General features: G+C 31.5%; 20 protein-coding genes and 1 other annotated feature. Of the genes, 3 read left to right on the top strand and 17 right to left on the bottom strand.

Translation table 11 applies throughout. The features are described 5' to 3' along the window. Positions 1-285 precede the first annotated feature (285 nt). From VIM70_RS23065 to VIM70_RS23050, 4 genes are all read right to left on the bottom strand, one after another. Positions 286-1,563, bottom strand: a complete 1,278-nt coding sequence (locus VIM70_RS23065) for an MFS transporter (protein ID WP_331948122.1) — start codon at positions 1,561-1,563, stop codon at positions 286-288. A gap of 23 nt (positions 1,564-1,586) precedes the next feature. Beyond that, positions 1,587-3,266 carry a biosynthetic-type acetolactate synthase large subunit gene (gene ilvB / locus VIM70_RS23060; RefSeq protein ID WP_331948121.1) on the bottom strand — a complete coding sequence of 560 codons (1,680 nt, stop codon included), beginning with the start codon at positions 3,264-3,266 and terminating at the stop codon, positions 1,587-1,589. Positions 3,267-3,312: 46 nt separating this feature from the next. Further along, positions 3,313-3,594, bottom strand: coding sequence for an ACT domain-containing protein (locus tag VIM70_RS23055; RefSeq protein WP_331948120.1), 282 nt, complete (start codon positions 3,592-3,594; stop codon positions 3,313-3,315). Positions 3,595-3,660: 66 nt separating this feature from the next. Beyond that, positions 3,661-3,997: a binding site (T-box leader), on the bottom strand. Positions 3,998-4,120: 123 nt separating this feature from the next. Then, complete coding sequence (locus VIM70_RS23050) at positions 4,121-4,996, bottom strand: GGDEF domain-containing protein (RefSeq protein ID WP_331948119.1); 876 nt, start codon at positions 4,994-4,996, stop codon at positions 4,121-4,123. 262 nt (positions 4,997-5,258) lie between these two features. Between VIM70_RS23050 and corA the strand changes: the two genes are divergently transcribed. Both corA and VIM70_RS23040 read left to right on the top strand, forming a co-directional pair. After that, positions 5,259-6,209 carry a magnesium/cobalt transporter CorA gene (gene corA / locus VIM70_RS23045; RefSeq protein WP_331948118.1) on the top strand — a complete coding sequence of 317 codons (951 nt, stop codon included), beginning with the start codon at positions 5,259-5,261 and terminating at the stop codon, positions 6,207-6,209. A gap of 107 nt (positions 6,210-6,316) precedes the next feature. Further along, entirely contained in the window at positions 6,317-7,672 is a 1,356-nt protein-coding gene (locus VIM70_RS23040; RefSeq protein ID WP_331948117.1) for a VanW family protein, read from the top strand. A gap of 90 nt (positions 7,673-7,762) precedes the next feature. Here VIM70_RS23040 and VIM70_RS23035 read toward each other — a convergent pair whose 3' ends face one another. Together VIM70_RS23035 and VIM70_RS23030 are read right to left on the bottom strand one after the other, a co-directional pair. Beyond that, positions 7,763-8,017, bottom strand: coding sequence for a hypothetical protein (locus VIM70_RS23035; RefSeq protein ID WP_331948116.1), 255 nt, complete (start codon positions 8,015-8,017; stop codon positions 7,763-7,765). Positions 8,018-8,154: 137 nt separating this feature from the next. Then, a complete protein-coding gene (locus VIM70_RS23030) occupies positions 8,155-8,520 on the bottom strand; it encodes a DUF5658 family protein (protein ID WP_331948115.1) in 366 nt (121 codons plus the stop codon). 247 nt (positions 8,521-8,767) lie between these two features. Here VIM70_RS23030 and VIM70_RS23025 point away from each other — a divergent pair, with 247 nt between their 5' ends. Further along, positions 8,768-10,162 carry a sodium-dependent transporter gene (locus VIM70_RS23025; protein ID WP_331948114.1) on the top strand — a complete coding sequence of 465 codons (1,395 nt, stop codon included), beginning with the start codon at positions 8,768-8,770 and terminating at the stop codon, positions 10,160-10,162. Positions 10,163-10,254: 92 nt separating this feature from the next. On the opposite strand, the gene VIM70_RS23020 is transcribed toward VIM70_RS23025, so the two are convergent. The 11 genes from VIM70_RS23020 to VIM70_RS22970 all read right to left on the bottom strand — a co-directional run bounded on the left by VIM70_RS23020 (position 10,255) and on the right by VIM70_RS22970 (position 21,280). Then, the gene (locus VIM70_RS23020) at positions 10,255-10,461 is read right to left on the bottom strand and encodes a hypothetical protein (protein WP_331948113.1); all 207 of its coding nucleotides are present in this window, start codon (positions 10,459-10,461) and stop codon (positions 10,255-10,257) included. A gap of 470 nt (positions 10,462-10,931) precedes the next feature. Continuing rightward, complete coding sequence (gene ord / locus VIM70_RS23015) at positions 10,932-11,993, bottom strand: 2,4-diaminopentanoate dehydrogenase (RefSeq protein WP_331948112.1); 1,062 nt, start codon at positions 11,991-11,993, stop codon at positions 10,932-10,934. Positions 11,994-12,006: 13 nt separating this feature from the next. After that, a complete protein-coding gene (locus VIM70_RS23010) occupies positions 12,007-13,392 on the bottom strand; it encodes a GlmL-related ornithine degradation protein (protein WP_331948111.1) in 1,386 nt (461 codons plus the stop codon). Positions 13,393-13,407: 15 nt separating this feature from the next. Next, positions 13,408-15,618: a D-ornithine 4,5-aminomutase subunit OraE gene (gene oraE, locus VIM70_RS23005; RefSeq protein WP_331948110.1), complete on the bottom strand. Its 2,211-nt coding sequence runs from the start codon at positions 15,616-15,618 to the stop codon at positions 13,408-13,410. Further along, positions 15,618-15,983, bottom strand: a complete 366-nt coding sequence (locus tag VIM70_RS23000; protein ID WP_331948109.1) for an ornithine aminomutase subunit alpha — start codon at positions 15,981-15,983, stop codon at positions 15,618-15,620. Before VIM70_RS23000 ends, oraE begins: the two co-directional genes overlap by 1 nt. A 41-nt stretch (positions 15,984-16,024) precedes the next feature. Next, positions 16,025-17,437 carry a 2-amino-4-oxopentanoate thiolase subunit OrtB gene (ortB, locus tag VIM70_RS22995; protein ID WP_331948108.1) on the bottom strand — a complete coding sequence of 471 codons (1,413 nt, stop codon included), beginning with the start codon at positions 17,435-17,437 and terminating at the stop codon, positions 16,025-16,027. Positions 17,438-17,479: 42 nt separating this feature from the next. Continuing rightward, positions 17,480-17,770: a 2-amino-4-oxopentanoate thiolase subunit OrtA gene (gene ortA / locus VIM70_RS22990; protein WP_331948107.1), complete on the bottom strand. Its 291-nt coding sequence runs from the start codon at positions 17,768-17,770 to the stop codon at positions 17,480-17,482. Positions 17,771-18,044: 274 nt separating this feature from the next. Next, positions 18,045-19,430 (bottom strand): sigma-54 interaction domain-containing protein, encoded by a 1,386-nt coding sequence (locus VIM70_RS22985; RefSeq protein WP_331948106.1) that lies wholly within the window; start codon positions 19,428-19,430, stop codon positions 18,045-18,047. A 222-nt stretch (positions 19,431-19,652) separates the two neighbouring features. Beyond that, the gene (locus VIM70_RS22980; RefSeq protein WP_331948105.1) at positions 19,653-19,982 is read right to left on the bottom strand and encodes a protein tyrosine phosphatase; all 330 of its coding nucleotides are present in this window, start codon (positions 19,980-19,982) and stop codon (positions 19,653-19,655) included. A gap of 119 nt (positions 19,983-20,101) precedes the next feature. Beyond that, complete coding sequence (locus VIM70_RS22975; RefSeq protein WP_331948104.1) at positions 20,102-20,626, bottom strand: HAD-IIIA family hydrolase; 525 nt, start codon at positions 20,624-20,626, stop codon at positions 20,102-20,104. A gap of 183 nt (positions 20,627-20,809) precedes the next feature. After that, positions 20,810-21,280 carry an NUDIX hydrolase gene (locus VIM70_RS22970; RefSeq protein ID WP_331948103.1) on the bottom strand — a complete coding sequence of 157 codons (471 nt, stop codon included), beginning with the start codon at positions 21,278-21,280 and terminating at the stop codon, positions 20,810-20,812. Positions 21,281-21,711 lie beyond the last annotated feature (431 nt).

Genomic DNA, 21,711 nt, shown 5'->3' with positions numbered 1-21,711 from the left:
AGTATTAATGTCCTCAACCCAAGATGGGTTATTGCAACATTATTTTTATTAGTATAATATATAATATAACATAATTACTAACATTTACATCTATTTTTTTTACCAAGAGTTAAACATAAAGATTAACTAAATTGTGGCCATTAAAGGTGCACCTATCAATTTTATTTTTTTGTATTTTGAGTCATCCTGCTAAATTTCAACTAATTACGGGAACCATAAAAAATCCATCTTTTCAGGTGGATATTTTCTATTTGTGAATCCTATTAAAAACACTAGTTGTTATACCTATGCTTTAGTTTCTTCGAAGCTTGAAGTCTTATGAACTTTTGTTTTTTCATCATATCTATAAAGAAAATATGTGAAAGAAGTATAGACTAACATAATTAATCCAATAAATCTCCACCCATTTTCTATGGTTGTAAACTTAAGGATCGTACCTATGATTGCCGGCCCAATAGTAAAGCCAAATCCCATAATTATTGGTAGCACCGCATCCATTCTACCACGATGGGACGCAGGTGTATGATTTACAACAAAAGGACCAGAGCTAATAGTAATTATTATTTCACCTATTGTAATAATAATTACAGAAATATATACAAAAGGTATTGAACTTATAAAACCTAGCATCCCAAAGCCTACAGTATAAAACATTCCACCGAAAAATATTCTTCCTATGGACTTTTTCCCTGAGATTAATTTTGTAATTATTGGAGTCATAGTTATCACTATTAATGCATTAATGCTAATTAAAATTCCATAAAATCCAGCTCCATTACTAGGAACTAATTTAGAAACATGCAAGGGATATAAAAAAGATAATTGTGAATATACAAAATTATAGCCAAACATTACTAAGGCAAAGTATATAAGAATCGGTCTCTCTAATAACACCTTAAAAATGGAACCTTCCATATGGTCTTCATATTTTCTATCTTCACCTAATTTTTCTTTTGTTTTATTAATAGATTCGGGAATGAAAATGAAAATTAAAAGAACAGATATAAGACAAGTGACTCCATCAAGTAAAAATAATAGCCATAAATAATTTTTCAATAACAACCCACCTATTATAGGCGATATGGTAAAGCCAACATTTATGGCCATATAAAATAAAGAGTATGCCCCATCTCTAGTTTTAGGTGTAGTAATATCTGCAATTAATCCTCCTGAAGCTGGTGATGCAATTGCCATAAGAAAACCAGCTAAAATTACCATAGGCACTAAATAAATAGATGTTCCTAAACAGGCAGCAATTAAATAGCAAATTGAGCCTAAGAAATTGAATGTAATTATTATTTTTTTTCTTCCGAGGCAATCTGTAAGCTTACCCCCTATTACCCCACTAACCATAAAAAGTATACCTGAAGCAGATATAATATATCCCGCATCAGTTTTATTAACACCGATTTTTATAGTCAGAATCAGTGTTATAAGTGGAAAAATGAAGCTTCCTGCGGCATTTATCATCCTTCCCAAGGCTAAAATATAAATCTCCCTAGATAATCCCTTGTACGGGTCAAAGATTTTAGAGAATTTAACAAGTTTGATTTTTTTCTTCATACGTGGTCCCCCATGGATTCCCTTTATTCTAAGACTAACTCTTGAATTGATTTTCCTGGTGGTACAATTGGAAATACCCCTTCGTCTTTATCTATTACACAATCTATAATTATAGGTTTTCTTCCAATCTTAACCTTTTCAAGTACACTTTTTAATTGCTGTGAATTTGTAACCCTGTACCCCTCGATGCCATATGCTTCTGCGAGTTTTACATAGTTTACTTCATCTCCAATATCTGTTTCGCAGTATCTTGAGCTACTAAACATTCTCTGCCATTGCCTTACCATTCCCAAGGTATGATTATTCATGATCACAGTAACTATAGGAAGCTTATACTTTGAAATCGTCTGAAGCTCATTGCAACTCATTCTAAAGCTTCCATCACCGGTTACCAAAAGTACTCTTTTATCTATTTGTCCCATTTGACTTCCGATGGCGGCACCAAGCCCAAATCCCATAGTCCCGAGGCCTCCTGAGGTTATAAATGTTCTAGGATGCTTAAAGTTCCATTGTTGAGCTGTCCACATCTGATGTTGTCCAACATCTGTTGTAACAATTGTATCTTCCTCAAGAGCTTCATTTAAACATTGAAGTACATTACAATGCGTAAAACCTATTTCAACCTTAGTGTTGTTTTGTAAGTTTGCTAACTGAGCAACCTTACATCCTGCTATTTCATCATGCCAAGATTTTCTATCCTTTTGATCCATATAAGAAATTAGACATTTAAGAATTGTATTCATATCTCCAACTAAAGACACATCTGCTCTTTTATTTTTATGTATCTCCGTTTCGTCAATATCAATGTGAATGATTTTTGCACTTGGGGCAAATTTATCTGCTTTCCCAATTACTCGGTCACTAAATCTTGCACCAATTGCTATAACTAAATCACTATTGGTTACTGCTAAATTTGTTTCTCTAAATCCATGCATTCCTACCATTCCCAATGATAATTTATTATCTCTTGGAATCGTGCCAAGTCCCATCAATGTATTGGCAACAGGGATATCCCCTAGTAAAGCAAACTCACATAATTTAATTGAAGCATTGGCTGTTTTAATTCCGCCGCCAGCATAAATAATAGGTTTTTTTGAGGACTGAATCATTTTAACTGCTTCTTGTATTTTTACCATGTCTAGTTTAAAATCGGTTTCTTGTATTTTATCTTTATTTTCCACCTTTGTATATTCCGTTTCACTTAAGAAAACGTCTTTCGGAATATCTATGACCACTGGACCTGGTCTTCCACTTCTGGCTATTTCGAATGCTTTTCTTATTTCAGATGCTAAATTCTTTTCATCCTTTATAATGCAACTATGCTTTGTAATAGATAATGTAATCCCCATAATATCTATTTCCTGAAAAGAATCACGTCCAAGCAAATCCCGTGAAACCTGCCCTGTAATTACAACCATTGGAATAGAATCCATATAAGCAGTTGCAATTCCCGTGATAGTATTTGTTGCGCCTGGCCCAGAGGTTACAAAGCAAACTCCAACCTTTCCTGTTGCTCTCGCATACCCATCTGCTGCATGAACTGCCGCTTGTTCATGTGCAGTTCTAATATGCGTGAAATACTGAACTTCATCATAAAGTGCATCATATAGTGGAATCACAGATCCACCAGGAAATCCAAAAATAATATTCGCATCCTGCTCTTTTAAACACTTAAGTACAATTTGAGCTCCATTAAGCAACATTTCCCCACCCTCTTTTCAATAATTTTTTTATATTAAATTTTATCCCTTAAATCATCTTCTTGGAAGCTGCAATATTAACGACTTCTGAAATGTCGTTAAACTCCTCAATTTCATAAACATTTATAATCTTTCTAAGCTGCATCATTGCTTGTTCTATCCCTAAATTTGAGTATTCTTCTATTGTTATCCTTAAATTTGAATACCCACTAGTTTCACCTTCTGTCATTACGAGTCCTTTAATTTTAAATTCTTTTCTTCTTAAAGTATTTGTAACTCTTACTAAAGCATCAATACCATGTTCCACCTTTGCACTTATAGTTTTATACATTACAACTCCTCCTTTTTTTAAAAAATAAAAAAATCTTCCATCCCTATAAACATATTTAACTATGTCTATAGGGACGAAAGATTCGCGGTACCACCCTAGTTCGTAATTTACTATTATAAATTACCTCATTATTTTTGGTCAAAAGAAATAAAAAGATTAAAATACATTTCCCTAACCATAGCCCTATATCGGGGGCATCCGTCTTTGTTTACTCTATACGAAACTATACTTCACTGTGATTGCTACACAAAATATTATTTTTGCAATTTCTAGTCACAATAGTTTCAATTTCAACTAAGCAGCTCAAGAGTGATTATTATATACATATCAACACCAACTCTCAGCAAACGTTGGTTCTCTGTGGTTTTAAATGTTATATTTTTTTCTCTTTCATCGCTTTATTTGTTATATTGTTTTTCAGTATATATCTATTAAATCAATTTGTCAATATAAAAACATCTTTTTTTTCAATTTTCTGTTTTTAATTACTTTAACTACATATATTCTTATAGTAGTATTTCTTTAACTAGTTTTTTATTATTTCAGGGTTATAAATTTCGCACCGGTTTCTTCCAGATTCTTTAACATTATACATAGCTTTATCAGCTTTATTTATTAAAGTGTCTATATTTACTCCATCATTCGGGTATACTGCAAGCCCTATACTAATTGTGAGAATTTCTGAATTACAATAGGATTTAATCACATTAGAGTTATAAATTTCTAATCGGATTTTTTCGGCAGTATTAAAACCCTCTTCACAAGAATAATTGTCTAATAAAACTACAAACTCTTCTCCACCATATCTAAAAATGCCTTCATTCCCATTAGTAGATTCACGAATAATTTTAGCGACTTCCTGCAGTACCATATCACCTTTTACGTGTCCATAAGTATCATTAATCAACTTAAAGTGATCAATATCACAAAATAATAAAGTCATTGGGCTAATTCCTTTTAAAACCTTCTTACTGAAATATTCATAGAGATATCTGTGGTTATACACTGAAGTTAAACAATCAGTAATGGAAAGTTCTAAAAAATGATTACTTTCATTTTCCATAAGTACGGTATAATTATTAATCAGTTGTTTAAACTCACTTTTCATGTTTAATATTAAATCATTCTCTTTTTCTAAATTAATAAGATTATCTATACCTAATCTATCTGCAAAAGTAAGTTTATAATATTTATCTATGTTTAATAATATAGTTTTAACTATATAAAAACTAAAAAGTCCCACTATGTATCCTGCCACAAGGCACCCAATAATAAAAGCTAATTTTCTCTCTGGTATCCATTCAATAAAAAAGTTTGCATATAACGGGAATATTACTCCTATAACTAATCCAAAAGTACATAAAACTAGCTTGACCATTTTCATTGGCTTTATATATATCACAGCATATTCCTCCTTTGTACAATTTTTCACTGAAATTTATTTTATGTTAGTTATTATAGTAAATATATAATAATAAACCTTTATTATTCCTTAAAATCACATTTCACATAATTCTTATTATTGTGCTTGTACTATTATTGCTTATATAAAACAGTTATAATATAGAGATATATTATATTTTATATCTTCAATAATATTTTATATCAGTAATTATATATTATATACACTTATTGCCAATATTTCAATAAAGGGAGAGATTTTAGTGATTACATTTATTAATAATAAAGTACAAGAATATAACTCCATAGAGAAAGTATTTTCTAAAAATTCCAATACTGAAAAATTGTTTTGGCTAAATATTAAAAATCCTAGTGATAATGATTTTAAGTTTTTGAAAAATAAATTTAATTTTCATCATCTCACTATTGAAGACTGCATTAATAAAACTAAAAGGTGTAAAATAAATGACTATAAGGATTATCATTTTTTAGTTATTGTAACATCTGATAGTCATGCTAATAATGCATTTTCGTATAATAACATATATGTATTCATATGTTCCAATTATATTATAACAATACATTATGGTGAAAATAGATCCGTAAAAAAGATTATGAACGATATAAACAATGGGTTAGATATTGTTTCTTATGGAAGTGATTTTGTTTTATATAATATTCTTGATGAAGCAATAGATCAATTATTTGTAGTAACAGATAAAGTGGAAGAAAAAATAAATATTTTAGAAGAAGAATCCATGAACAACCCTGTTCAAAGTACACTTAATAATATTATGAGAGTAAAAAAAAGTGTTATTAAGCTTCGAAGAGTTGTGTCGCCTTTGCGGGAAGTATTAAACACCCTTTTGAGGCATGATGATATTATAACTGAAAAACATAGAATATATTTCTCTGATATATATGACCATGTACTTCGAATTTATGACTTAATTGAATCTGACCATGAAATGGTTACATCTTGTTTAGAACTTTATTCTTCACAATTATCTAATTCAATGAATAAAGTAATGAAGGTTTTAACTATAATCACTACTATTATGATGCCACTCACAATTATAACGGGAATTTATGGCATGAATTTTAGATTTATGCCTGAATTAAATGGAAAATATAGTTATTTTATTATTATATTTATAATGATTTTTATTTCTTTATGTCAAATATTATATTTTAATAAAAAAAGATGGTTATAGTAGTTAATTATACGTAATAATAGTCAATATTGTTGATAAATATGATATGATGTAATATACTTTTAATATAAAAAATATAAATGAAATATGGAGGATTAATTAAACTTATGAAAAAAAAGAAAATTGCAATAATAATTTTACTATTTATAATCATTTTGAGTGTGAGTGGATTTTATAGTTATCTTTATTTTACCACACAAAAATGGACAAGTATTATATATCCTGGAGTTGAAATAGGTGATGTGGATATATCCGGAAAAACATTAGCGGAGGCCAAAGATTTAGTAACAGAAAAATATCAATCCACTATGTTAAAGAAAAATATAAGCATAAAAACTCCTCTGAAAACTTATTCATTAAATTATGCAAAAATAAATGCAGGATATAATATTGATGATGTAATAAAAGAAGCTTTTGATTACGGTAAGGATTTAAATCTTTATGAAAGATATAAACTGATTAAATACCCTGTAAATAAGTCACTTAATTTGAAGTTCACCTATGATTCTAAGCCACTACATGATCTAATTTCAAAAATGCAAAAAGAAATTAATATGAATCCTATAAATGCAACTATTTCTAAAAGTGGCAGTAATTTTCTAGTTACATCTGATAAACAAGGGTTTAAACTTATGACTGATAAACTGGAAAAAGAAATTCTAAGTAAAATAAGCGGAGATATAAAATCTCAAGATATTCTTGTGGTAGCAGAGATTAAACCTATTTTACCAACTATAACAAAAGAAAAACTTCAAACTGTTAATACAAGACTTTCAAGTTTTTCTTCTAATTTTAGTACTTCTCCTGCTGGTAGATCCACAAATATAACGCTTGCAACAAATAGTATAAACGGAACGCTTATAATGCCAGGAAACAGTTTTAGTTTTAATGGCACAGTTGGTAAAAGGACGGCAGCCAAAGGCTACCAACCAGCCCCAGTTGATATTGGTACCAAAGTAAGTTCGGATTATGGTGGTGGGATATGTCAAGTATCTACTTCATTATATAACGCGGTGATTAGGTCAAACCTTGAATCTACTGAGAGGCATCATCATACCATACCTTCAAGTTATGTACCGCTTGGAATGGATGCTACGGTAGATTGGGGTAATTTAGACTATAAATTTACCAATACATTAAAATTTCCTGTATATATCGAAAGTAGTGTACAAAATAAGATACTGACATTTAATGTTTACTCTAATTCAAGCTTAGACATTAAATCCTATAATCTGGTTAATGATATATATGAATCTGTTCAACCTGGTCCTGCTACATATATAAAGGATCCTACCCTTCCTGTTGGTCAGGTTGTTCAGGAGCAATTTCCTTTGGTAGGCTATAAAGTAAGATCTTTTAAAGATACTATTCAAAATGGTAAGGTTATTAATCATAAACAAATTTCAGATGATCATTACCAAGTAGCGGCTGAAATAATTAGAATAGGAACAAAAGGCAAGTAGCATTAAGCTGAATCTGTTGAGGGAATATGTTGCAATGATAATTCCCTCTCCAAATCAGTCTCAATTTTAATAATAATATATGAGTTTACCTTAACTTTCTTCTACCCTCTCAATATATTCAACCTCTTCTAGCTTGGCTAAAGCATCTTCTACTGATATATCATCTTTTACTTTAGCATAAAGAATTATTCCTTTATTTATATCTCCATCCCACTCAAAATCAGTCATTATACTGTTAATCCCTAAATATTCACCCATTTTATTTGCACTAGGATTAGACCCTCTATATGTATTAAGACCATCTTCTGTTATTATTATTTCATAAATTTGCTCATTCTTTGACATTCGTTATTCCTCCTTACAATATTTTTTAACATACTAACTATAATGTTCTACATAAATTCAAAAACACATTTATATTTCACTTATGCACTCACTTTATTATAGACTACCACATATGAAAGTGATAGCCAAAATCCAACTTAAACTTTCATGACATAATATAATATAGTCCAAATAATATGTGAAACATTTACAAATCCATAAAAAACTAAACACACATTTATTAAAATATTTGACTGGTATAGTTGCTTTTCAGTAGCTTTTCTCATTCTTTGGTATACCCAAAACAAAAGCACTAATGGAATCACTATCTTAATTATTATGCTTAATAATTGCCTATTGTTTATAAATGGTGCCATGAAAGCATTAGTTTCTAAGAACATACCCGTATTGATTAGGAAAATTGTAAATATAACATCTGTTACATTTAATATGTATATAGTAATTAATTTTTTCCTTATTAAAAGCAAATCTCTTGTTTTTAGTAAAGAAATGATAAAAGACATACCTACCACCTCTATTTAGAAGTATTGACCATGCCTATTAGATTTAAACCCATTTTACTTATTATATCTTTATGTTGATTTAACAATGTAAACATGTTATAGTGTAAAAAATACAAAATGCTGTGGTACCGCGGACATCTTTTCGCCTCATAGTGAAAATACTGTCTATTTTTTTGTCTTAAAACAGTGCTTTATAATCATTACCGTAAAGAACTGTTTAATTTAATATAAAAAGGAGGAATATGTAATGGAGGGCAAAAACAAAAGAGAAACATTTTCAACAGGATTTGCAGTTTTTTTCGCAACATTGGGCTCAGCAGTAGGTTTAGGTAATATATGGAGATTTCCTTATTTAACGGGAGCTAATGGTGGAGGCGCTTTTCTCTTCGCATATCTTTTATGTGTTGCATTGGTTGGTATTCCCATTATGGCATGTGAATTTTACATAGGCAGAAAATCTAGAAAAAATGCAGTGGGAGCTTTTAAAGAATTAAAAGCTGCTAAAGGTTGGAAAATCATTGGATTTATGGGAGTGGCATCAGCATTCTTAATTATGTTCTTCTACAGCTGTGTTGCTGGATGGGTTTATTCCTATGTTTTCAAGGCATTAAAAGGTGATTTTGCCGGAGTTACTGCTGCTACTGCCGGATCAAAATTCATGACAACTTTAGTTGGTCCAATACCTCCACTTGTATGGCAATTTATAGTTCTTATCGTTGTTTCACTAATTTTAATCGCAGGGGTTAAAAATGGAATTGAAAGAATAACAAAAACCCTTATGCCGGTATTATTTATATTAATTATTATTTGTGATGTTAGAGCATTAACACTCCCAGGTGCATCACAAGGATTAAATTTTTTATTTCATGTTGATTTTACGCAGCTAACTGGGCCCGTTATATTAACTGCTCTTGGACTTGCATTTTTCAAAATGTCTCTAGGAATAGGAATAATGATAACTTATGGAAGTTATTTTACACACGATAATGATATGATAGCAACGTCTGCAAAGGTTGCTATATCTGACTCACTTATTTCAATACTAGCAGGAATTGCAATATTCCCAGCTGTATTCTCTTTTGGTATGCAGCCTAGCGCAGGTCCTGGACTTTTATTTATGACAATACCACTTGTATTCTCAAAAATACCCTTTGGCAGTGTTCTTCTAGTAGCATTTTTCGTTTTAACTGCAATAGCCGCTACAACAGCAATGATGTCTATTGTTCAAGTTCCTGTTGCATATTTTACTGAAGAAAAAGGTATGGGTAGAAAAAAAGCAGTACTCCTTACAACTGGTATAATAATGGTGATTGGTATTCTTGCTACATTATCAGCTGATACCACAAGTGTCCTTGGTAATATTCATATATTAGGGAAAAAAGGATTTTTTGATTCCTTTGATTATCTATCTTCTAATATATTACTTCCAGTAGGCGGACTTATAACAGCAATTTACATTGGATACTTTGTTAAAAAAGAAGATTTTAAATTTGAGTTATCAAATCAAGGAACTTTAAACAATGATCTTGTGTTAAATGTTGTACATGTATTTATTAAATTTGTATCACCAATTTTACTCATTATTGTTTTTTTAAATTCAATTGGAGTAATTCCATATTTAATAAAGTTATGGCACCTATAATTAGAATTGAATTTCCAATAAAAAGCATATAAGTTAAAACGACCTCAGCAATTGTTGAAGTCGTTTTTTTCTGTGTATCGTTTACAATTTATTTATACAAACATTCGTTTATTAAGGTTTTTAATTAGATAATCATATAACTCTTTTGAACTTTTCTGAGCCTTTATCTGTATTGCTTCTTCTATTGTAATATATATTTCTCTCATTTCAATTACTATTTCTCCAGCATCATATCTTAAAGAATATTTATTCTCATTTTTTAAAACCTCAACTCCATAATCATTAAAAACTAATTCCATTTTTCTATCTCCTTATTTTAGTCTTATTTTGTTTTTAAAGTAGTACACGCGTGTTTTCTTTCTCTTAATTTTCCCTCTTATCACTTACTGCTCCAACCATTATCTTTATAAAATTCTCCCAAAGTTGAAACATTTCCAACTATTTGTAGGTTTTATCGATTATAAAAATAATACCATCTTTTATTTAAAATATCTACCACTAATTTCTTATTATAATATTTATTTACATTTATTTAAAACTTTTTACTTTTTATTTAATAAGTTAAGTTTCAAGAGGCAATGTAAATATAACTGTGCTTCCTTTATTAACTTCACTTTCGCAGTAAATTGTTCCACCATTCGCTTCTTACACCAAATAAAATTTCAATAACAAAACAGACATAAGATTTCTCTCATGTCTGCTTATTTATAATCAATTCTCAAGTTTCTATTTTTATAATTTATAGCCACCTTGTATCATCAATTATGCATTATTTTACTTCTCTTTCTTTTACTAAATCCCTTACATCACCAATTATGGCTCTTGGAACTGGTAAATCCAGCATTGTTTTAAGTCCTGGTCGTGAATTCATTACAAGTGGAATCATATTAACACATATAGCTATTGTTGCAATTCCTCCTGGTATTTCCGGTTTTATTTGTAGGTTCAAGTTTGGAACTCCTTTAATTGTAATGTAGTCTCCAGTATCCACATTTTCAAGTTCTGGTCTTATCTGTTGAGGATGTTCCATGGTGACAAATACATTCTCACCTAAATTTGCATATCCCAATTGGCTACATCCAACAACCTCTCCAGCATTTACTGAAATGATATCCGTGCTGCGTGGCAGCGTTGTAACAATTGGTGATTTTTCTTGTCTAATGTTATTGAGTTTAATATTAAATGCTTCCTCGAACATCCCAAAGGATTGTAAAAATCCCACATGTCCATCTACTGTATTGTCTTTCACTCCCTGTATAAATGCTTCTGGCTTTAATCCAATACCTTGTTCAACCATAACTGCTTTGCCAAAGCAAGCTAGATCATTAACTCTAGTAGCTTTTATGCTATCAACTGTATCAGAGACTCCTGTAAGCATTATTGCAACTAGATCCATTATAAATCCAGGATTTACACCAGTTCCTAGTATTGATATTTTATTTTCTTTCGCAATTTTATCCATTTCATCTGACAATTCTGGATCTAATGCTCTTGGGTAGGACATTTCCTCAGCTGTTGTTACAATATCCATGCCAGCTTCTGCCGCCATTTTTATTAATGGAAATACAACTTTCGTAAAAGAAGCTGTAGCCATAAGACAAACATCTGCAAAATCTTTCTTAATAACATCTTTAGAATCCTTTGTAACTATACAGGAATTATCTTCATTTGCCTCAATCCCTAACACCTCATAAAGTTTTTTTCCAACTTTACTAGGATCCATATCAATAGCACCTACAATAGTAAATCCTTTTTTACTAAGTACCATTCTAGAAATACCACTTCCCATTGCCCCTAATCCCCAAACTACAACTCTTATCTTGTTTTTCATAATATTCTCCTCCTCATAGATGATAGTTATCTATTTTAATTTCCATATCCTTTTTTATTCCTAAACTTTGAATTAATAGTGCTTTAGCAACTTCTTTATTTTCTCTACTTAAAACTCCTGCACATGCCATAATATAATTTTTATCTATTAGAACTTTAGCTCCTTTTTTAGGAAGCATTGTAACCTCATCTTTTAAGTATCTTATTCCCAAAAGTAATTCTTCTCCTTTGGGAAGCCTTGTCAGTGCCCCTCCAGTTCCTATTATATATTTAACCTCAGACAAATCCTTACCATAAGCCTCAAAACCACTTTCCCCAACATATTTTCTTTTGATAAATCCAACATGCCTATTTATTGCAACATCTATAGCTTTCTTGGTTAGCAATCTACTTGAATTTATGTCATCCATATCTTGTGGTATAGGTTTTATATGATTTTTTATATATTCCTTTGTAAATCCACCTAAATCCCTAAGGTCTAGTAAATCAATTACATTTTTACTATTTATAAAAACACCAAGATCTCCTTCTACAGTTCTTTTAGCTTTGGGTTCCGGATTTATTAGCATATCTAAAACCTCGCTGCTTCCCTCCGTAACAGAATGTACATCTGTAGTTGCACCTCCAACATCAAAAACTACTAAGTCTCCTATTAACTCATATAGAAGTTTTGAACTTTCCATTACTGCTCCTGGGGTTGGCATTATGCTTCCATTAACCATTTCTTTTATTTTGCTCATTCCTGGTGCCTTTACAATATTTTTCTCAAAAGCTTCTTGTATTACTTTTCTTGCAGGCTCCACGTTTAATTCATCTACACTTGGATAAACATTATCTATTAAATATAGTTCTTGTCCCACGAATATTTCTTTCATCTCTTCTACATTTTCGATGTTTCCGCAGTATACAATAGGTTTGTTATATTTCTCAACGCTTATAAGTTCTGCATTATGAATAGCTGTCTCCCGCTCACCATAATCCGTACCTCCAGCAATCATTATCATATTTGGGTTAATATCATGTATTCTCTTTAAATCACTTTTTCTCATTTTCCCAGCAGTAACCATTTTTATGATACCACCGGCTCCAAGAGCTGCTTCTCTAGCAGCCTTAACTGTCATGTGCTCCATAAGACCGTGAACAGTTATTCTAAGGCCGCCGGCAGCACTAGACGTTGCTAACATCTTTTCCCATGTAATTGATTCATGTATTTGACTTTCTATATCTTTAATTGCATTTTTTAATCCTATAGTAACGTCACCATCCATTACTGTAGTACAGCTATTACCTTGAAAAGGTATATTTACAGAAACCTGTCCTGCCTCGTCGTAACCTAGATTAAAAGCAGTAACCAAAGTAGTGGTGCTCCCTATTTCAGCCACAAGATAATCCACCTTCACAATTAAAGCCTCCTTTTATTCTTCTTCTACTTCATTATCAGAAATACCCATTAACCTTTTGATTATGAATGATGCAACAGACGTTCCATTTGATCCACGACCAAATCCAACATCCATACCGTTTGCTTTAGCTATTTTATCAGTTACTTGTGTACCACCGGAAACAAGAATAATCTTGTCTCTTACACCTTTTTCAATACAAAGATCACTAAGTTTTTTCATATTTTTTGTGTGAACATCGTTATGACTAATTATTGTACTACAAAGTATCGCCTCCGCTTTAGATTCAATAGCTGCATCTACAAGTTTCTCTATTGGGCATGAAGTTCCAAGGAAAATTGCTTCTATACCGAACTTTTCAATTCCTCCATGCTTAATATCAATAACTTCGCGTACTCCAACAGAATGTTCATCTTCTCCTACTGTTGCTGCAACAACTCTAAGCGGATGTTCTTTTACATATTCTTTCATTACTTGGTCGGTTAGTACTTTTCTTCTTTTGGGAAGAACAAGCTCATCCCGTTTTACAGGTGTAAAATCACATACCCCCTTAATTTCTACAAGAGTTCCTTCAGCCTTTTGTAACACTTGTTTATGAATAATTTCAACATTTTTCAAATTCATTCTTTTGCCCATTTCAAGAGCAGCTGCTTCGCTAATCTGTTCATTTTCTGGTATACAAAAAGTGATTTTTACATACCCATCTTTAGCCCATTGAACTTCTGGAACCACAGTACCATCTTCTTTAACTTTTTCCATTCTTTTAAATACATTATCATTATCATCTAGTTCATCAATATATTGAATTTTAGAATGATTACATAAAGTACATTCATCTATAGCATCACAAGGTTTTTTATACTCTTTTGGAACGTTATTGTATCCAAAATGACCACAAACTGGTGCAAAATAATCTGAGTCTCTCTTAACTATTGTTCCAGCTGCATCTCCACCATCAATTTTCCTTGCAATACCATCATCATTTCTTTCTGGGTATTGACCTGAATCAATAAAAAATCCAGAATCTACGGATTTAAAATATCCACCTACGTCGATTATTTCCTCAAGGAATAAAACAGCTCTTTCCTTAATTTCTCTTGCTTTATCTCTGAGATATCCTGTTTTTTTGAGTTCTACCATATCCATTAATCCATCCATACCTATAAATGCCTGTTTAGCTGTGTTTATAGCATGAATGTTATTATAATGCCAAGGAACATTCCGTCCTTCATCAGGAGTTATTGTACTTTGAATGTCTGCTGATGTTAGTTCTGATATTAAAAGATTCAAAGTATGCCCTACTGTTGCTTCTCTTTCACAAGATTCTATATATTTTGTATTCATTTGAGCTCTCATTTTGTATTTTTTAAAAAACTCTCTAAGCGCCACTGCATAAGGAAGGTCATATCTCATACAAGGTGCTGGAGCAGATGTTGGAGGCACTGTTGAAAGCGCAATATTTTCTGGTTTCATTCCAACCAGTTCTGAAAAGCAAGAATTTATAGCATGTTGCACCATAAGCTCAGGCATCACCTTGTAACCCTTCATAGCTGTCGCATTAGCATTATGTGCACCATCTATCTGAAGCATTCCTGTATATGCCATTATGCCCTTTGCAACTGCAGCATCAACGAAAGATCTAAGCATATTGATATTTCTATAAAGTATATTATATTGTGGATCTTGATGAGCTCCATTAACCCCTTCTTCTGCGAACATTACTGCTACATCAGGACCAGCCACTCCAGATACATAAGAATGGAAATTTATTTTTCTTCCTACTTCATCTTCTATTAAATCTATTGCTTTTCTTGTTGCTCTAATTTCTTTTCTAGTTATTGGTACCCCGCCAAAACCTTCCGGGCTTCCTTCTAGCAATCCATCAAAGTGACTTTGTCCCATTGTACGAATAACCATTAAGTGATCCGCACCATGCCATGCTGCCATTCTCATTCTTCTTATATCGTCTTCAAATCTCCCTGAAGCAATTTCTGTGGTAATAGTAGCTCTTGGCTGTGGATCTATATTTCCAAAACTTCTTGCTGCTGGAAGAGGTTGACTCCTTTTTAAAGATGTAGATATTTCATGATATATAAACTCTCCAACATTACCTTTCTCATTTTTTTCTCTCCAGTGCCACCCTCTCCATTTTGGTTCATACGTGTCAAGGTCTTTTAATATTTCTTCTACGTTGAGCTTTTCATTTTCTTCTAATTTTCCGTACATTAGTTGTCACTTCCCTTCATTTTTTCAGATATAATCTCCCATCCTATTCCTTTAGATAACTCCACTCCTGCTTTAAGATAATCTATATTTTTAAGCTTTGCGTAAGTTAAAATCACATTTCCTATTCCTTTTCCTAGTAAATTCCATTTTGTACCATAAGAAATTATAGGTTGCGCTTGCATGCTAGAGAATCCCATTCTAAGTACAACTGAACGTTCAATAGCTGGTGATGTATGAGTATATGCTAAGTCCACCATTGGTTTTACAACTTTACTCGTAAGACTCCAAAATTTTTCATATAACTGGTCGTTAGTCAAATTTTTCAGATGCTCTCTTCTTTTTTCAAAATCATCCTCTCTTACCATAACTAAATCCCCCTAATATTTTAGAATTATTTTTTTAAATATTATACTATCTCTACATTATGCTGTTTTAATATATCGATTATTTTTTCTTTAGAATATCTTGTTTCTAAGGCTAAAAACTCAATATCAACCTTTTCCACCCTATTATCAATCAGTTTTTTAAGAACATTTTTTATATAGGAATTTTTCAACTCATCCATATCTATATCTGTGACTGTTACTAATGATGGGTTAGCCGGAATTACTATATTCTTACCAGGTACTTGCTCTTTAGGATTGCCCACATACACATTAATCCCATTTTCTTTAGCAAAATTAAGTTGAGGTAATAAATGTTTTCCCGCTCCCGTATATTCAGTCTCTTGGACAACTATTATGGCATCATCATCGTATTCCTGAGCAATTGAAAATGCAGCGACTAAAGATACATTTCCTGCTGGTCCCCTTTCTAATCCTTCAAGTTGAGCTAATACTTCAGTCATCCAAAATACATCGCCTTGCGTAGTTGTTACATATCTATCCAAATACCTTAAAGGCCTTGCTGCACTTCTAGGTACATCTGATCTATCAGGATTGGTCATGAATGGAATTCCGAATCCTGTATGTCCTGTAGTAAAAGATTTCTTGTTAAAGTCTACATCGGAAGCCATGTGAAGGCCTGAAAGATCAACTGACGCTCCTATAACCTTGGTTTCCACGGCCCCTGCCCTTATAAGTCCTCTTGCTGTACCAGTAACATTTCCACCACCTGCATGGGTTACAATAACAGCATCAGGATCTTTTTCTAGTCTTTCTCTACACTGCTCAGCTATTTCATATCCTAAAGTTTCAATTCCCGCAACTCCATAAGAAGAATATAATGACGCATTATAATAACCTGTATCTTCAAGTATTTTTAAGTAATCATAAAATAATTCTGGTCCTACAGAAAGCCTAACAACTTCTGCTCCAAAGCCTTCACACTTTCTCCCTTTTTCTAATATCTCTGGTTGCCCTATTTTTCTTGAATCATAACATTCATTTGCTATAATACATTTCAGACCTCTAATGTTTGCCTGTGACGCAACTGCGGCTCCATAATTACCTGAAGTAGCTGCTCCTACGCCAATGTACCCTCTCCTCTTTGCGTCAAATACAGATATGCATGCTCTTCTATCTTTAAAACTCCCAGAGGGATTAGCGCTTTCATCTTTTACAAATATTCTAGCTGCCTTTCCGGTTTTTGAAACCTTTCTTGCCAATTTCGTTATATTCCTTAATTCCAGCAATGGTGTATTTCCAACTCCTACGTCATTTTGAATTTCCTTAACTTCACTAAATGAATATTCAACATCATCCATCAATCTCTCATAATCAAATGAAAACTTTCCAGTTTCATATTTACTATAATCCACACCAATTGATTTAAGTATTATTTCATTCTTTCGACCCATAAGCTCCTCATATTTATTCATGCCGCATAACCTCCTCTTAAAACTATTCCTAAAATCATTACTTTATTTAGCTATTATTTCTCTAGCTTGTTTTCCTATATTACTTATCTCTTCAACATATTTACCATAGGTATGATAATATCCTGGCTCTATTTCAACGATTTTCCCCTTAGCAATTCTACCTATGTTAGTTTCAACTTGTACCTCATTTCCTAATTCAGAATCACTAAGGCACTTCCCTCGTATCCAAGATTTAAGTGGAGTCTTTTTTGTTTCATCCGGTATATTGGTAGCTCTGTCTATTGGCATTAAAACAATTTCTTCTACTTCAACCCATGTGCCTTTTTTAATCATAGTTTTTACCTCCCGAGATTTAAATTATTATTGAAATACATAATTCTTATACTTATGTTATTATTTAGCAACTACCATGCCAAAGAAAAAACACCTGTGTTTAAGCCATTGCTTAGACATAGGTGTTTAAATTTCGCAAAATATTCTGCATATTTTTTGTATGACTTATTCAATTAAAACAATAACTTCCAGTATTTACTGTGTTTTCTATGAATAATTGTATATGCAAAAAATTTTGCATGAATAGCAAAAAAATTTGCTTATTTCAATAATATTATATTATTTTATGTATTTTTATTTTATATTGAAGATTTTGTCTTGAAATGCTTAGTTCTCTAGCCGTTTTACTGACATTACAACTGTTTTTTCTCAAGATCTTTTCTATTATATTCTTTTCAATATTACTCATATAAGCTTCTAAATCAAAGTCTTTATCTATATTTGAAATACTTTCGTGATCATTTAGACAAATTTCATTTTCTATCCCAGAATCAAAATGGTCGTCTGTTAAAATAGAATTATTGTCTGCCATATTCATTGCTACTTCAATAACATTAGTTAATTCTCTAATATTTCCCGGCCAATTATATCCCTTAAGTTTTCTTATCATATCTTCATCAATACCCGTTATATTTTTACACAGAATTTTATTATATTTTTCAATTAACTTGTCTACAAATAAAATAATATCATCTTTTCTCTCTCTTAGTGGAGGTATATTTATTCTAAGTACACCTAACCTGTAATAAAAGTCTTTTCTTAACTTACCACTCTCAATAAGTTTCTTTGGTTCCTCATTTAACGTAGCTATTATTCTTACATCAATATGTATACTTTTAGTACTTCCAATAGGCCTTACATATCCATCTTGAAGTACTCTTAAAAGTTTAGATTGAAGATACGGTTCTAAAGAATTTACTTCATCCAATAAAATGGTTCCATGATTTGCTTCTTCAAATAATCCTTTTTTATTCTCTGCACCAGTAAACCCTCCTTTTTCTGTACCAAAAAGCATTCCTTCTAATAATAGCGCAGGAATAGCAGCACAATTTATAGGTATAAAGGGCTGATCTTTTCTTAACCCATCATAATGAATACTTTGAGAAAAAACTTCTTTTCCGGAACCTGTTTCTGCATATATTAATACAGATGAACTTGACATACTTGCTTTCTTAGCTTTTTCTATAACGCTTTTCATAACAGGATTATTACTATATATATCACTAAAAGCATAATGTGCATTCACCTTCGCATCTAAATTTTGCAATTTACAAATACTTTCAGTTAATTCTTTTAGTTGAGTCATGTCTTTAGCTATTTCAATCACTGCTATAGTCTTATTATTTAAAATTACTGGCACAGTAGTATTTATAGTAGTGACCTTCTTCTTATATCCACTTCCATAATGTTGTATTAGTCCCACGATTTTTTTACCAGTCTTTAATACATTCATAAGGGTAGATTCCTCATCCTTTACATCCTTTAAGTATTCATTAACCTTTTTTCCTATAACTTCACTAAATTCTACACCTTCTACCTTTTGCATCACTGCATTATAATAGATGGTTTTACCTTCACTATCTACTACTTGAACTCCTTGGTCCAAATTTTCTAACAGACATTCTAATATCTTTTCAGCGTTGGGAAATTTATTATCCATACTTTATCTTTAGTGCGAAATCGTGTAAAAATTCCAACGACCCACTAAATACTCACTTCCTTCCTCTGCCTAATTTAAAATCCACTTAATATTAAAACTATGCTTCAAATTGATTCTTTTAATTAGCTAATTCTATTATATAACACCAAATACAAAATATCTATAAATAAGCAATGACTGTTAGTGGATGAATATCATCTAATAACAGTCATTTGTAAATATCTACTTCAATATACTCTGATACCCTACCCCTAAGTAATTCAACCAATTCCTCATCCATAAATTGATATTCATCAGGTATGTCAAACAAATTATTTTCTTATCATTAAGCAAATTCCCAAATTTATTTTTAAGCCTTGTAGAGTGTTTTCTTTCCATTACAAATATTATATCTGCCCATCCTATATGGCCATTTGTAACCTTAATACGAGCATTTGCTTCCGTTCCTGCTGACCTTACATCATATCCGTTTACTCCATTAAATATTTTTTCTGCTGTAAGACTCCGCCACTTGTTTCTACTACATATAAATAATAATTTTATATAACTCACCTTCCATCAATTAACTCGTAAATTCCTCTATTGATTCTATTTTGATTAATTATTAAGTAAAACTTAAAAATTTAGACTTGCTTTTACCAGTTGGAATAGCCCCTTCTAATCCTATAACTTTAGGCCATAATCCACTCAACAGCCACTAATAAATTATCAGCTATATAATCTGCCTCTATTTCTGACCATTTACTCCTGTCTTTTTCTAACGTCTCAATACCAGACCCAGTTAATACAAGTATTTTACCCATATTAACTCTTTCCGCGGCCATCATGTCACTCCACCTGTCTCCAATTACGATACATTTTGTGAGGTCAAGTGCATACTCTTCTTTTGCCTTTAACAATAATCCAGTTTCAGGTTTTCTACATTTACAGTTATTCTCTGGGGCATGAGGACATATATACGCTTTTTCAAAACCAAAACCAACTAACTCATTAATAAAATTTTCTTCTGTAGCTTTATAAGCTGAAATGCCTGGTTGATTTGTAAATGCAAATATTCTGATTCCTTTGATTTTCAGCATATTTATAGCTTTATCTGTAAACGGGTATAGAACAAATTTATCAGGGTATGTTACGTCAGTATCTCCACCCATAGTGCCATCTCTATCTATAAATACTGCTTGAACATCTTTTGGCAATGTCATCATCTCCCTCTAATGTAGTTGTATGTCAGTATATAACCCTTTTAAGATTTTTCACACTGCAGCTGGTTTTAACTACTTAATTGAACAAATAAAAAAGCAGAAGAGTTTTCCACAAAGCCTGCGTTCTTTATGGAGTCCATAATTAGAGAGTTAATTTGAAATTATAGTCCCCTTTCTTTATTCATCAATATGAACAATTCGTTCTATATTTATAGGAAGGTCTTCAATTTTTTCTTTAATAAATGTAGGATAGATTACATGGTTTCTAATATCTGCTATATCAACCCATCTAAATTCAAATTTATTACTACCTTCTGTAATATAAAATATATCTTCTCTTCCCAAAAAGTTTTTGTCACAACACTCTATTAAATAATAGAAACAAATTTCATGGTATTTGCTATCATTATTGTTAAAGAAATGTTCAACAACCCATAATAATCTATTAATTGTAACATTAATACCTAGTTCCTCTGTCATCTCTCTAATAATTGTATTTTCGGTACTTTCAAACATTTCTACTCTACCCCCTGGGAAAGCATAGAAATCATCATTAATTAACCTATGTATAAGTACCTTATTCTTATTAAATAAAATTCCTGCAACACGAAAATTAAAAACTCCATTTTCAACTTTAAAATTAATCATATTTATAACCTCACATCCTAATATTTCCTTTGTGTTTTATTAGATAAGTCTAATAATTAACTTACTTACAAGTGCAATTAAAGTAACTCTTATTTTACGTAATTTTTCACTTTACAACACCCAACACCTGTAAAAATTGTTATATCATTACTAAACCTTATAAGTATTATACCTTTATACAATTATAAATTCCATAATTGATAATAAAAGCCACGCATTTAGCCGATTATGACTAAATGCGTGGCTTGATATTTGGTTAGATCCCGAAACTTTATTATAATTGAACAAAATATGTTCCCTAATAAAAAAGTTACCGCAAATTCTCAAAATCCCCCATCACCCCTCCACCCCTTCACCCACCTACCTTCCCACCCTCTTTCCTTTTTCTGTATTATAATAAAGTTCCCCACAAAACTCCCCCCTTTTGCCCG

The sequence above is a fragment of the Clostridium sp. genome (genome assembly GCF_036569345.1).
GTDB lineage: Bacteria > Bacillota > Clostridia > Clostridiales > Clostridiaceae > Clostridium_AD.
Note: the sequence above shows the minus strand (reverse complement) of the source record. Positions and strands in the feature narration are given on the sequence as shown.